Raw genomic sequence first — 13,614 nt, 5'->3', positions numbered from 1 at the left:
ATTTTTGAGAAACAAACAGTTTTATAGCCTGGGAATCGGCTAACCTATAAATTCAATTAAAAACCTTGTGAAACGTTGAATATTCTGCAAAAATCGTTTTAAAAAAAATTTCCTGGCAAACTGTTTTCTGCAGTATAAAAACAACGCCCTATCCATTCTACCCCTCAAAAATCATAGCACAACCGGGCAAAAGTTTCTTTTAATCTTACAATGCCTATCAATTCTACCCCCCCTCATCATGGTTTTTAATCAAGTTTTCCAATTTCATGGGTATTTTAATTACCCCCCTCTCCCCGAACCAGCTTTTCGGCCCGGAACAGGTCGTCGGCCGTTTGCAGGAGCTTGGCTCGGAGCTTGGGATTGTAGTTCGGGTGCGCGGCCAGGAAGGCCCGCACCGTGGCGGCCGCCGTGGCCGACTGGTAGCTGCCCAGCGTGGCCTGCAGCCATGAATACGGGAAGAAAATATCGCCCGTGAGCTGAATTTCTTCCAGCAGGTCGAGGCTGGCGGGCAGGTATTTTTCCGAAGTGGCCTGGCGCAGCGGGTGGTGCAGGTAGCCCAGGGCCGCCGTGACCCAGGCTTCTTTTTCACGGCCTTTTTCGTCTTTCAGGGTCGCAAAAAAAGCGTCGCGCGTGGCTACGTCGGGCGCGAGCGCCGGCATCAGGAATTCCAGGCGCTGGCGGCGGTCTACGTTCTGGATGCGGGCCAGCTGAGCGGGCAGGATGGGCGCGGCGGCCGGGTAGTCGCGCACGGCCAGCGCCAGGGCCAGGGCGGTGTAGTCGTCCTCGGTCAGTTTCACACCGGCGGGCGCCTGCTGCGACTGCCAGATTTGGTAGAGGCGAGCCTGCGCCGCCTTGCTGAGGGCCACCGACTGGTAGGTTTTGAAAAGCTGCTTTTTAGAATTCGGAGCCGGGTTTTTCAGCAGCGCGGCCCACAGGTCGGCTTCCAGGCCCGGCCCCACGGCCTGCCGCTGGGCCGGCGTGAGAAACTGCCAGAAAATGGCGCTGGCCTGGCCCGTGAGCAGCTTCAGGTTCAGCTCTTCCGGCTCGCGGGCAAGGGCCTGGCGGTAGGTCGTGAGCAACTCAAGCGGCGTGATGACCTGGCCGTTGAGCATGTTTTCGTATAGGTTGACGTAGGCGCTGGCCCGCGCCACCGGGTCGGGCACGTTGGTGATTTCGGGCTGATAAAGTTGGCGCCCGGGCACGGTGGCCGCCCCGACGGCCATCCGCGGGGCCACCGGAAATACGCCGTAGCCCAGCCCGTCGGAGTTAAACAGAATGCGTTGGGGATATTTATCTAGCCACAGCGTCGTGTCCGCTTGGCTCATGCGGACGAGCTGCCGCTCTGTTCGGCCTCCCGCATAGCCAATCAGCACTTCAAATTGTTGCGGCCACTGCCGCGCCGAACCGTCCTCAGCCCGCTGAGAGATGGTCAACCTGGGCCGGATACGGTCGCTGCCTTCGTTTCCAACGAAGCGGTAGCTGAACACCGGGCGGCCGGGCTGGTTCACCCACACCTGATTCCAAACTTGCAAGTCGGCCGGGGTGCGGGCGTCCAGGATTTTGATGAGGTCGGGCCAGGTGGCGTTGCCGTGGGCGTAGGTGCGCAGGTATTCCTGCAGGCCTTGCTGGAAGGCTTCGGGGCCCATCAGACGCTCCAGCTGGCGCATCATAATGGGCGCTTTGTGGTAAATGATGTTGCCGTAGAGCGAGCCCGCGTCCTGCAAATTGGCCAGTGGCTGGCGGATGGGGTTGGCGCCGGCCGTGCGGTCGATGCCGTAGGCGGCGGGGTAGTGGTCGACGACGAATTTGAGGTCGTAATTCGAGTTTTTAACGGCCACCTGGGTGATTTTATCGGCCATGAAATTGGCAAACACCTCCTTCATCCACACGTCGTTGAACCAGCGCATGGTCACCAAGTCGCCGAACCACATGTGGGCCGTTTCGTGCAATACAAGGTTGGAGCGGGCCAGCACCTGGTCCTGCGTGGCGCCCTCGTCCAGAAACAAGGTCGAGGCCTTGTAATCAATGGCCCCGACGTGCTCCATGCCGCCGTACTGGAAGTCGGGAATGGCCACGAAATCGAACTTCTGAAACGGGTACTTAATGCCCGTGTACTGCTCCATAAACTGCAGCGCATCGGCGTGCAGCTGGAAAATGGGGCCTAGGCTCAGGCGCAGCTTAGCCGGGTCGGTTTCGCGGTGCAGCAGGTTCATGGCCCGGTTGTTCATCGGCTGATAAACCCGCATAAACTTGCCCGCCGCGAAGGAAAACAGGTAGGTGCTGATGCTATCGGAAGTGACAAAGGTCCATTTCTTGGTGCCCGCCCGGGCCGAGCTTGAGTCGGCCGGGTAAGAGTTGTAGAGTGGCGCATTGGCGATGGCCTGCCAATCCTGCGGAATGATAAGCTTGAGCGTGAATGCAGCTTTCAAATCGGGCTGGTCGAAAACGGGGAAGACGGTGCGGGCGCGGTCGGGCACCAGCAGGGTGTAGAGGTAGTCGTCGTTGCGGTTGAGCGACTGCTCGCCGGCAGTGAGGCTGATTTCGGCCACGTTGTGCCCCAGCCGCAATGCCGAAGCAGGAAGCACTAGATGCTCGTTGCGGTGGTCAATTTCCACCGGCTGGCCGTTCACGTTGAGGCGGTGCAGGTTGGCAGTGGGCGCTTTGAAGTCGAGTTGCACCGGGTCGCGGCTGTCACGTAGATTGAATGATACCGTTTCCAAAGCTTCAACGGGTTTGGAACGCTCGGCCGGAATAATAAAGCCCAGTTGGTAGGCCACGCGGCTGATGTTCTGCCTGCGCGCCACGGCCAGCGCCTCCGAAACACCTTTTTCGACGGGCAGCAGCGGGCGCGCCGGCCCTTGCGGCTCGGCAGCGGCGGCGGGCAACGCGGTTTGGACAATGAGCGTGCGCTGGCAGGCCACGGCCAGCAATACCAGCAGAAACCCGCCGGCCCTGCCATATTTACGGAAGCTGAAATTCATCGACAAAAACTCGGTGCAAAGAGCCCAAAAGTAACCGCCAACCCGTGAGCCCCACGCCCGAGCTTCTGCCCCCGCTCCCCGCCCCGGTACGGCTGTTTCCGCTCGGCGACGCGGCCGTGGTGCTCGAATTCGGCACCAGCATCAGTCCCGAAACGCATCGCGCCATCCAGGCCGTGCGCCATTACCTGACGCAGCATCCGGTTGCAGGCCAGCGCGAGCTGGTGTCCGCCTTCACCACCCTCACCGTGTACTACGACCCGTGGCAGCTGAGCGAAGCAGGCCGCTACCAACCTTATGAGCGGGCGGCCGAACTGCTACGGCAGCTACTGCCCGCAGCCCTGGCCACGACGGTAGCTACGGAGGCGGCTTTAGTGGAAATTCCGGTCTGCTACGGCGGCGCGTTCGGGCCCGATTTGGCAGCGGTGGCCGCGCACACCGGGCTGAGCAGCGAGGAGGTCGTTACCCGCCATTCGGCGCCCGAATACCTCGTGCATATGATGGGCTTCGCGCCCGGCTTCCCGTACCTGGGCGGGCTGGACGAGCGGCTGGCCACCCCGCGCCGAACCCAGCCGCGCCCGCTGGTGCCGGCCGGCGCGGTAGGCATTGCGGGAGCCCAAACCGGCATTTACTCCCTGCCCACGCCGGGCGGCTGGCAGCTCATCGGCCGCACGCCGCTGCAGCTTTTCAATCCTGAATGGGCCCAGCCCAGCCGCCTGCGGGCCGGCCAGCGCCTGCGCTTCGTGCCCATCAGCGAGGCGGAATTTCAGCAGTTCCAGCGGTATGAGTCTTAGTATTATTCGCCCCGGCCTGCTCACCACTGTGCAAGACCTCGGCCGCTTCGGCTACCAGCAGGACGGCATCATCGTGAGCGGCGCTATGGACGCCACGGCCCTGCGCGTAGCCAACCTGCTGGTGGGTAATGCGGAGCAGGCAGCAGGCCTCGAAATCACGCTGCTGGGCCCCAAAATTCGGTTTGAAGCCGACCACCTCATCGCCCTCACCGGCGCGCACCTCTCCCCCACCCTCAACGGCCAGCCAGTAGGCCTGAACCGGCCGGTATGGATGGCGGCGGGTACGGAACTGGCGTTTGGCGCGCCGGTGGCGGGCAGCCGGGCCTACCTGGCGGTGGCGGGCGGCGTGGCCGTGGCGCCGGTGCTGGGCAGCCGAAGCACTTATCTGCGGGCTAGCTTTGGCGGGCTGGATGGCCGAGCGTTGCAGGCTGGCGATGTATTGCCCAGCGCCGCCCCCACCCCCGCGGGCCGGAAACTGATGGCCGCTTTAGCCGCCACTGCCACTTCCCGTGCTTGGGCCCAAGCCGCCTGGACGCCTGGCCCGGCGCTCTGCCCGCGGCCTTTGCAAAACCCAACCATTCGGGCCATACCCGGCCCCGAATACGAGCAGTTTACGCCGGAAAGCCAGCTCGCTTTCTGGGAGCAGCCTTTTACGGTGACGACGGAGGCCGACCGCATGGGCTACCGCCTGCAAGGGCCGGCATTGGAGCGCCAAACCAGTTGGGAGCTGCTGTCGAGTGCCGTCACGTTTGGCACGGTGCAGGTGCCGGCGGGCGGGCAGCCCATCGTCCTCATGGCCGACCATCAGACCACCGGCGGCTACCCGCGCCTGGCCCAGGTTATCACGGCCGATTGGTCGGTGCTGGCACAGGTGCGGCCGGGGCAGCAGCTGTGGTTTCAGGAGGTGTCGTTGGCCGAGGCGCAAGCGCTGTACCTTGCGCGGGAACAGGCGCTGCGGGCGTTGCGGCGGGGGATTGAACTGATTGGGGGGAAATAAAAGGCACGTCATGCTGAGCGCAGCCGAAGCATCTCTACCGCAGTAAGTAATTCGGTTTACTATTGCGGTAGAGATGCTTCGGCTGCGCTCAGCATGACGTTCTCAATTATCGTCAAACTTCCATTTATGCCCTCAACTCCTACCATCGACCTCAACTGCGACATGGGCGAAAGTTTCGGCGCCTGGACGCTGGGCCACGACGTGGCCCTGATGCCCTTCATCACCTCGGCCAACATTGCCTGCGGTTTCCACGCCGGCGACCCGGCCGTGATGAAGCAGACCGTGCGCGCCGCCTTGGAGCACAACGTGGCCCTCGGCGCCCATCCCGGCCTGCCCGATTTGGTGGGCTTCGGCAGGCGCAATATGGATATCTCGCCTGAAGAAGCCCATGACATGACGGTGTATCAGTTGGGGGCCCTGCAGGCCGTGGCGAAAGCCGAGGGCGGGCGGCTGCACCACCTCAAGCCCCACGGCGCCCTCTACAACATGGCCGCCACCAACGCCGCGCTGGCCGAAGCCATTGCCGAAGCCGTGTACAAAGTCAACCCTGAGCTGGTGCTCTACGGCCTGGCCAACTCGGAGCTGACCAAAGCCGGCGAGAAGCTGGGCCTGCGCACCGCCCACGAAGTCTTTGCCGACCGCACCTACCAGGCCAACGGCACCCTCACCCCGCGCCGCCAGCCCGATGCCCTCATCACCGACGCCGACCAAGCCATTGCCCAGGTGCTGCGCATGGTGCAGGGCGGGGGCGTGCGCAGCCAGCAGGGCACCGACGTGGCTATTCGGGCCGATACCGTGTGCCTGCACGGCGACGGCGCCCACGCCCTCGAATTTGCCCAGCGCCTGCATACCGCGTTGCGCGCCGCCGGCGTAGCGCTGCAAGCGGCCCGCCCGGCCGTGGCCCCATGAGGCCGCTGCCCAAAGCCCGCTGGTGGGGCGGGGCCACGCTTGGCGCCGCGTTTCTGATGGCCAATTCGTCCATCGGGCCGGGCTTTCTCACCCAGACCACGGTGTTCACCCAGCAGCTGCTCACCAGCTTCGGGTTTGTCATTCTGCTGTCGGTCGTGCTCGACATCGGCGCGCAGCTTAATACCTGGCGCATTCTCACGGTGAGCGAGCTGCGGGCCCAGGACTTGGCCAACAAGCTGCTGCCGGGCCTCGGCTATTTCCTGGCGGCAATGGTTATCCTGGGCGGCTTTGCCTTTAATATCGGCAACATTGCCGGCTGTGGACTGGGGCTGAATGTGCTCACCGGCCTGAGCTTCGAGCAGGGCGCGATGATTAGCTGCGCGGTGGCGCTGCTGCTGTTTTGGGTGCAGGAAATTGGCAAGATGCTCGACGGCTTCACCAAGATTCTCGGCACCGTCAAGATTCTGCTCACGCTGGGCATTGCCATCAGCGCGCACCCGCCCCTGCTGCAGGCGCTGCACCACACGGTGCTGCCCACGCAGATGAGCGCGGCGGCCATTGTCACCATCGTGGGCGGTACGGTGGGCGGCTACATCACGTTTTCGGGCGCGCACCGGCTGCTCGATGCCGGCATCAAAGGCCCCGACAGCCAGCCGCAGGTAACGCGCAGCGCCCTCAGTGGCATCGTTATTTCGACCGTTATGCGGTTTGTGCTGTTTCTGGCCATTGTGGGCGTGCTGGTGCACGGGGCGGTGCTCGACAAGGACAACCCGGCCGCGGGCGTGTTCCGCTCGGCGGCGGGCGAGGTGGGCTTTCGGGTGTTCGGGGTGATTTTGTGGAGCGCGGCCATCTCTTCGGTGGTGGGCGCAGCCTACACGTCGGTGTCGTTTTTCAAGACCTTTCACCCCGTTTTCGAGCGCCACGAGCGGCTGTGCATTTCGGTATTCATCGTGCTTTCCACCAGCGTGTTTGTGCTGGTGGGCAAGCCGGCGCAGCTGCTGGTTTTCGCCGGCGCCGTGAATGGCCTGATTCTGCCCATTGCGCTGGCCATCGTCCTCATCGCCGCCACCAGCCGCCGCCTGATGGGCACCTACCGCCACCCGCGCTGGATGCTGGCCGCCGGCTGGCTGGTGGTGCTGGTGATGGGCGGCCTGAGCGTGCCCGTGCTGGTGGAGCAGGTGGCAGGGCTGCTGCGGTGAATTATCTGAATCGCTGCCTGCCGAAAACCTCACCCCCGGCCCCTCTCCAAAAGAGAGGGGAGCCTGATGACTTTCCGCTTGAGATTCTGAAACTATTGAAAAAATGCCTGCGCCGCCGTGGCTCCCCTCTCTTTTGGAGAGGGGCCGGGGGTGAGGTTTACCCGGCTGCGCCGTATAAATCGACATCATGCCCAACCCCTTCCACCGCGCAACCCTACTCCAGCAGCTGGCCGCCACTCCGGCCTGGGACCTCATCGTCATTGGCGGGGGCGCGACGGGGCTGGGGGTGGCCCTGGATGGCCTCAGCCGGGGCTACCGGACGCTGCTGCTGGAGCAGGCCGATTTTGCCAAGGGCACCAGCAGCCGCAGCACCAAGCTGGTGCACGGTGGCGTGCGCTACCTGGCCCAGGGCGACGTGGGCCTGGTGCGCGAAGCCCTGCACGAGCGCGGCCTGCTGCTGCAAAATGCGCCGCACCTGTGCCATAACGTGGCGTTCATCATCCCCAACTATACCTGGTGGGGCGGCCCGTTCTACACCATCGGCCTGAAGATGTACGACCTGCTGGCCGGCCGCCTCAGCCTGGGCACATCTACGCACCTGAGCCGGGCCGACACCCTGCGCCAGCTGCCCGGCCTGCGCCCGGCTGGCCTGCGCGGCGGCGTGCGCTACCACGACGGCCAGTTCGACGACGCCCGCCTGGCCGTGAACCTGGCCCAGACCTGCATCGAAGGCGGCGGCACGGCCCTCAACTACTTCCCGGTGCGCGGCCTGCTGAAAGATGCCACCGGCCGCGTGGCCGGCGTGCGCGCCACCGACATCGAAACCGGCCGCGAATACGAGCTACGAGCCAAAACCGTGGTGAATGCCACCGGCATTTTCGTGGATGAAATCCGGCAGCTGGATGAGCCGAAAACCAAGCCGCTGGTGCAGCCCAGCCAGGGCGTGCACCTGGTGCTGGACCGCTCGTTTTTGCCCGGCGACGCGGCCCTCATGATTCCTAAAACCGAGGATGGCCGGGTGCTGTTTGCCGTGCCGTGGCTGGGCCGCGTGGTGCTGGGCACCACCGATACGCCCGTGCCCGCCGCCAGCCTGGAACCCCGCGCGCAGGAGGCTGAAATCGACTTTCTGCTGCGCACCGCCGCTCAGTACCTTACCCGCGCCCCCACCCGCGCCGACGTGCGCAGCATCTTTGTGGGCCTGCGCCCGCTGGCGGCCGCCGCGGCGGGCTCGGCCCAAACCAAAGAGGTTTCGCGCCGCCACAAAATCGTGGTTTCGGCCAGCGGCCTCGTCACCATCACCGGCGGCAAGTGGACCACCTACCGCCGCATGGGCCAAGACACTCTCGACCGCGCCATTGCCCTGGGCCAGCTGCCACCGGCCGCCAGCCAGACCGCGCATTTGCGCATTCACGGCGCTACTTCTCAGCCCGATAATGCGGCGGGCCCGGCCCATCTGGCGGCCTACGGCAGCGACCAGCCCGCCCTGCGCCAGCTCATTGCCGACGCCCCGGCGCTGGGCGCCCGGCTGGATGCGCAGTTTGAATTTCTGCAAGCCGAAGTGGTGTGGGCGGCCCGCCACGAGCTGGCCCGCACCGTGGAAGACGTGCTGGCCCGCCGGGTGCGCCTGCTGTTTCTGGATGCCGCTGCCGCAGTGCGCGCGGCGCCCGTCGTGGCCCGCCTACTGGCCCGCGAGCTGGGCCGCGATGCCGAATGGGAGGCTAGCCAGGTGAAGGCGTTTGCCGAGTTGGCGCGCGGCTACCAGCTGGCTGGTTAGCCAGCGCAGCGGAGCAAACCGAGCGTCAGACCCCGGCGGCTCTTGCTCTGGTATTCTTAAGGGTTAGGTGATTACATTAGCCCGGCCTTTTTACGGATAATCGCATGAGCACCTTCCCGCAACCTTCCACCACGCCCGCCCCCGGCCTCACCAGCCACGACCTGGCGCCCGTCGCGCAAGCCGAGCGCACCTGGGGCACCGGCAACTACGCCGCGCTCTGGATTAGCATGAGTTTGTGCATTCCTACCTACATGCTGGCCAGCTCGCTCATCGAGGGCGGCATGAACTGGTGGCAGGCGCTGCTTACCATCTTCCTGGGCAACACCATTGTACTGGTGCCCATGCTCCTGAATGGCCGGGCGGGCACGCAGTATGGCATTCCGTTTCCGGTGTTTGCGCGGGCCAGCTTTGGCGTGCGCGGGGCCAACGTGCCGGCCCTGCTCCGGGCCATCATCGCCTGCGGCTGGTTCGGGATTCAGACCTGGATTGGCGGCTACGCGCTGTATCAGATGGCGGTGCTGTGGGTACCGGGGCTGGCCACGCTGCCGGCGGTGTTTCCGGCCAGCTGGGGGCTGGCGACGGGGCCGGCCATTCTGTTCTTCCTGTTCTGGCTGCTGAATATGTACGTGGTGCACAAGGGCGTCGACAGCATTCGGAAGCTGTTGGTGTTCAAGGCGTTTTTTCTGCCGGCGGCGGCGCTGGCGCTGCTGTGGTGGGCCATTTCGGCCGGCAATGGGCTGGGGCCGATTCTGGCGCAGCCGAGCAAATTCACGAGTAGCGCGCAGTTCTGGGCGTTCTTCTTTCCCTCGCTCACGGGCATGGTGGGTTTCTGGGCCACGCTCTCGCTGAATATTCCGGATTTCACCCGCTACGCCACCAGCCAGCGCGCCCAGCAAATGGGCCAGGCCATCGGGCTGCCTACTTCCATGACCATGTTTTCGTTCGTGGGCGTGGTGGTCACCTCGGCTACGTTCGTCATCTACAGCAAAACCATCTGGGACCCGGTGGTGCTGGCCGGCAAGTTCGACAGCAAGCTGCTGGTGAGCTTCGCCATGCTGGCCGTGGCCCTGAGCACGCTGGCCACCAACATCGCGGCCAACATCGTAAGCCCGGCCAACGACTTCGCCAACTTCTCGCCCGAGCGCATCAGCTTCAAAACCGGCGGCTACCTCACTGGCGTGCTGGGCGTGCTCATCTTCCCCTGGAAGCTCATTGCCGACCCGTCGGGCTACATTTTCACCTGGCTGGTGGGCTACTCGGGCCTGCTCGGGCCCATCGGCGGCATCATGATTGTGGACTACTACCTCATCCGCCGCCAACGCCTCGACGTGCCCGACCTCTACCAGTACCACGGCCGCTACGCCTACCGGGGCGGTGTCAACTGGGCCGCCATGCTGGCGCTGATTATTGGGATTCTGCCCAACGTGCCGGGCTTCCTCACCGCCATCGGTGTGCTGAGCAAGGGCGCCGTGTGGCCGGGGCTGGTGGCGGTGTACAACTACGCGTGGTTTGTGGGTTTCTTGGTGTCGGGCGGCGTGTATCTGGTGCTCACGCGCTGGCAGGCCTTCCCTACCCCGCCACTGCGCGACCCCATGCCGGTCCGCGTTTGATGACGGTACGCCGGGTGTACTTCGCCGGGCGTAAAGGCCTGGGATTTTCACGTTTGGCTGGGGTTGGATAAGAGGCAAACGGTTGTCAGGCTCCGCTACGCATAACGACCGAGGCAACCAACCCGGCTAAAGCGGCTTCAGCGGCGGCTCGGCGTACTGACGGGCGGCAGTAGCGCGCACTTTGGTTGCGCCAACCTTCGGTTGTGATTCGCGAGGCAGAACAAGCTACTGGCGTGGGTACGCGAATGACACCGTTTTTTTCACTCTCAGCTGACCCGGAAACTGCTCCAAACAGCTGCAGCCGCCCACGACAAGCAGTGCGGCACATTCAGCCGTGCCCACGGCCCACAGGCAGTAGCGCATAAGCCCTTTGCCTCAATTACAGAGGCGGAGGTGCGGCAGCACGTTTTAGCCTCCGCTAAGCAGGGCAAGCAACGCCGCGTAGCGGCGACCAATTCCCCGCTGGTTTTGTCACCGCTAGGTGTTTTTCATTTCTCACTGTTTCCATTCTACGCCCCCAGCGCCGTGCGGCAGCGGGTTCGAAACGGAGATGTTGTGTGGCACTACAAGAGTTACTGGCCTATAACAGGAGCATTTACTTTACGCACATTATCTATATATTATATGTATTTTTTTAATTCAAAACCTGCCAATTCTTAAAATACAGCTAAATGGAATAGTATTATTAATAATCTGTTTTTTTATATCAACTGTGCGCTGTTGATTTGTCGGGCCATAGCTTAGGCCGCTTCTAAAACCAATGCCTAAGGCAGAGTGGCAACTCAGGCAAAGGATTTATTCATCAACAAAATTAAATTAAAGTATATACCTTACTCTACTCGCTCCTAATAACCGCTGCCTAGCCTGCATTTCAGCCGGAACGAAGGCTGGACACTGCCAGGTCCGGCGCCAGGCAGGCCGCCAAACGAGCCAGCCGCCCGCCCGCAGCTACGGCAATCCAGCGGGGTTATTTCCCATTTTTGCCAGCGCGTGCGCACTGACATCGGGGCAACGGCCTTAGCGCGCCGATGCGGCGCGCTGGCGTTTAAAAAAGGTCAGACAGGGAATAAAGCAGTGTCCTGACAAGCAGCAGTTGCCTGCCGAAAGCAATAGGCATTTGGCCTAAATATACCCGGAAGCCGGTATTGCGGTCGACCCAACACCACCATAATTTTGCTGAATTTCAATATGGCGATACTTTATCGGGTGTAGCGCAATTGGATGCAGCGCAAGTGTGGCAATCGCAGCTTTGCCAAAACCATCCCAGCATTTCTTATTTCACACTTTACCCCCTTTTTCTTATGTTTTGCCTCATCAAAAGGCCCCTGTTAGCAGGCGGTTTGGCAGCCCTGATGGGCCTGCTCGCCGTGCCCACCCATGCCCAGAAGGTTCGGGACGAAAAAATGACGACGACCTTTCACAAATCGCCGTTGCTCGTTCTCGCCCCGCAATACAAGACGTACTCGGTAGACTACGACCTGGGCAACATGGTCATGAACGTGAACACCCGGCCGGTGCTGCAGGGTCTCACTTACCAGCCCACCGGCGGCGACTTACTGCTGCACCTGACCACTAAAAATGTGTACATTACCGGGAGACGGCTTAGCGAATCGACCACCAACGGCCGCTACAGTGCCTACAACACCGTGGGCTACAACGCCGAAGCGGGCTACGAACTGCGCGATGCCAAAACCAACCAGGTGCTGGCCAGCTACCACCGGGGGGGCGGTACCACCACCACCCAGGCGTTCAACAGCCTGCGTGACCTGAACGGCTACCTCGACAACGCCTTCGTGAGCGAGCAAGCCCGCAGTCTGCTCAACGCCATGACCCAACGTGCCGACTTTGTGCTCAACCCGCACGACTACAAGGTCGACTTCTCGTTGAGTTCCGTGGAAGGCGAAGCCCCGGCGTATGCGACCATCAACCAAGCCACGACGGCCTTTAAAGCCCTGGCTACCGGAGGCACGCCGGTCGACAAAGAAAAGCTGCTGGCCGTGACCAGTGCCTGGCAACAGCAGCTGGCCCGGGCCAACTGGGAAGACAAGAAAAGTGAAATCAACAAAAAAATAGGCTGCGCCCTGCTCGAAAACCTGTGCGCGGCCGCCCTGCTGGTCGAAGATTACGCCAAGTTGGGCACGTACGCCGGCGACTACGTCAAGTACAACAAGGGCTTCCTGAACAGCGCCCCGGTTTCGTTCGAGGCCGAAACAAGCTATGGCGGCCTTGCCTACACCCACGGCACCGCCACGTTCCTGGGCCGCGACCTGAATACCCGGGTCCGGGTCAACTACGAAGACCTGGTGGCCGACATGAAGCCTTAGGCCGACTGTAGCGGCATTCCTATTTATTGTGTTTTTACCGGCCTCAAAGCCTTTTTTTCACCTTTTTTCTTTTTTTCACTTTTCATTTTTCTCTATGAAGGTTTCTTTTACCTCACCCCGTATCGTGGCCCTGTTGCTTGCCGCAAGTTTATTCACCGCCTGCAAAAAGGACGAAGACTCCCCCAAAGGCATTAGCTGGACCGTGGACGGCAGCAACGCAACGGCGGCCGAAAGCGGAGCCTTTACCCAAAACGGCCTCCTGGTAGTGCACGGCAACCGCGACAAAGGCAACAGCTACCCCGGCATGCTGCTGGTGATTCCCAAGAAAACCGGCACGTTCGACTTCAGCGGCAACGATGCCGCGGCCAGCTACCTCAGCAGCAGCAGCAACAGCTACGATGCGCTGTCGGGCAGTGTAACCATCACCAAGTACTCGACGTCAAACGTCATCGGCACCTACAGCTTCACCGGCGAGCGGGCGTGCTGCACGGGCAGCAAAATGGTGAGCAACGGCAAATTTAATATCGACTACTAGGGGTTTTCCCCCGACAAACGGGGCGGGCTGCCGACAGCAATGCCGGCAGCCCGGGTCTCACCAACACCGGGCCATTCACCGGACCGATGGCTGTGTGGGCGTGGGGCCTGCTGCTATTTCTCAGCCCGGACAAGCACCGGCCTCCTCTTTCCACTATACTCTTTTCCGGCGTACAGAAAGCCCGATGACCTTGATGGCGGTTGAACGCATTGGAATCGGGGCCGTTTTAGCTACCCCGGTTCCCAGAGCGGTTTCGGAACGTACGCCGATTCCGAAACCGCTCGAACGGTATTGATTACTTCAGCTATTCATTGGCATCGCCGTGCGCGGTCATTCTGGTAGCGCCCACGGCCCCACGCGGTGGCGCACCGCCTGCGTTGGCCAGCACGGCGTTCGCACTTCCCTGCTAATGCCCATACCGGTGCCCTGCGGGGCCCGTCCCGCGTGAACCCGACGCCCACGAACGTGGCCTCAGTTGCTGGATAGCCGCGCCG

General features: G+C 62.5%; 9 protein-coding genes. 8 read left to right on the top strand and 1 reads right to left on the bottom strand.

All coding sequences use genetic code 11. From position 1 onward, the window contains the following. Positions 1-275: 275 nt before the first annotated feature. On the bottom strand, positions 276-2,981 hold the full coding sequence (locus JKL48_RS05660) for a M1 family aminopeptidase (protein WP_201979736.1): 2,706 nt from the start codon (positions 2,979-2,981) through the stop codon (positions 276-278). Positions 2,982-3,025: 44 nt separating this feature from the next. Between JKL48_RS05660 and pxpB the strand changes: the two genes are divergently transcribed. The 8 genes from pxpB to JKL48_RS05620 all read left to right on the top strand — a co-directional run bounded on the left by pxpB (position 3,026) and on the right by JKL48_RS05620 (position 13,120). After that, positions 3,026-3,772: a 5-oxoprolinase subunit PxpB gene (gene pxpB / locus JKL48_RS05655; protein WP_317191898.1), complete on the top strand. Its 747-nt coding sequence runs from the start codon at positions 3,026-3,028 to the stop codon at positions 3,770-3,772. Beyond that, positions 3,762-4,769 (top strand): 5-oxoprolinase subunit C family protein, encoded by a 1,008-nt coding sequence (locus tag JKL48_RS05650; RefSeq protein ID WP_201979734.1) that lies wholly within the window; start codon positions 3,762-3,764, stop codon positions 4,767-4,769. Before pxpB ends, JKL48_RS05650 begins: the two co-directional genes overlap by 11 nt. Before the next feature lie 126 nt (positions 4,770-4,895). Beyond that, positions 4,896-5,678, top strand: a complete 783-nt coding sequence (locus JKL48_RS05645; RefSeq protein ID WP_201979732.1) for a LamB/YcsF family protein — start codon at positions 4,896-4,898, stop codon at positions 5,676-5,678. Further along, positions 5,675-6,877 carry an NRAMP family divalent metal transporter gene (locus tag JKL48_RS05640; RefSeq protein WP_201979730.1) on the top strand — a complete coding sequence of 401 codons (1,203 nt, stop codon included), beginning with the start codon at positions 5,675-5,677 and terminating at the stop codon, positions 6,875-6,877. The genes JKL48_RS05645 and JKL48_RS05640 overlap by 4 nt, the downstream gene beginning before the upstream one ends. 187 nt (positions 6,878-7,064) lie before the next feature. Beyond that, positions 7,065-8,651: a glycerol-3-phosphate dehydrogenase/oxidase gene (locus JKL48_RS05635; protein WP_201979728.1), complete on the top strand. Its 1,587-nt coding sequence runs from the start codon at positions 7,065-7,067 to the stop codon at positions 8,649-8,651. A gap of 104 nt (positions 8,652-8,755) precedes the next feature. Then, complete coding sequence (locus JKL48_RS05630; RefSeq protein WP_201979726.1) at positions 8,756-10,261, top strand: NCS1 family nucleobase:cation symporter-1; 1,506 nt, start codon at positions 8,756-8,758, stop codon at positions 10,259-10,261. A gap of 1,352 nt (positions 10,262-11,613) precedes the next feature. Next, on the top strand, positions 11,614-12,585 hold the full coding sequence (locus JKL48_RS05625) for a hypothetical protein (RefSeq protein ID WP_201979724.1): 972 nt from the start codon (positions 11,614-11,616) through the stop codon (positions 12,583-12,585). A 94-nt stretch (positions 12,586-12,679) separates the two neighbouring features. Further along, a complete protein-coding gene (locus JKL48_RS05620; protein WP_201979723.1) occupies positions 12,680-13,120 on the top strand; it encodes a hypothetical protein in 441 nt (146 codons plus the stop codon). Positions 13,121-13,614 lie beyond the last annotated feature (494 nt).

Origin of the sequence: Hymenobacter rubidus (assembly GCF_016734815.1) — a bacterium.
In the GTDB taxonomy this organism is placed as follows: domain Bacteria; phylum Bacteroidota; class Bacteroidia; order Cytophagales; family Hymenobacteraceae; genus Hymenobacter; species Hymenobacter rubidus.
This window is presented reverse-complemented; position numbering and strand designations above follow the sequence as displayed.

What these genes read in the sequence shown, in the direction of transcription:
- JKL48_RS05660 (WP_201979736.1), bottom strand. Translation starts at nt 2,981, where the DNA reads ATGAATTTCAGCTTCCGTAAATATGGCAGGGCCGGCGGGTTTCTGCTG.
- JKL48_RS05650 (WP_201979734.1), top strand. Translation starts at nt 3,762, where the DNA reads ATGAGTCTTAGTATTATTCGCCCCGGCCTGCTCACCACTGTGCAAGAC.
- JKL48_RS05645 (WP_201979732.1), top strand. Translation starts at nt 4,896, where the DNA reads ATGCCCTCAACTCCTACCATCGACCTCAACTGCGACATGGGCGAAAGT.
- JKL48_RS05640 (WP_201979730.1), top strand. Translation starts at nt 5,675, where the DNA reads ATGAGGCCGCTGCCCAAAGCCCGCTGGTGGGGCGGGGCCACGCTTGGC.
- JKL48_RS05635 (WP_201979728.1), top strand. Translation starts at nt 7,065, where the DNA reads ATGCCCAACCCCTTCCACCGCGCAACCCTACTCCAGCAGCTGGCCGCC.
- JKL48_RS05630 (WP_201979726.1), top strand. Translation starts at nt 8,756, where the DNA reads ATGAGCACCTTCCCGCAACCTTCCACCACGCCCGCCCCCGGCCTCACC.
- JKL48_RS05625 (WP_201979724.1), top strand. Translation starts at nt 11,614, where the DNA reads ATGGGCCTGCTCGCCGTGCCCACCCATGCCCAGAAGGTTCGGGACGAA.
- JKL48_RS05620 (WP_201979723.1), top strand. Translation starts at nt 12,680, where the DNA reads ATGAAGGTTTCTTTTACCTCACCCCGTATCGTGGCCCTGTTGCTTGCC.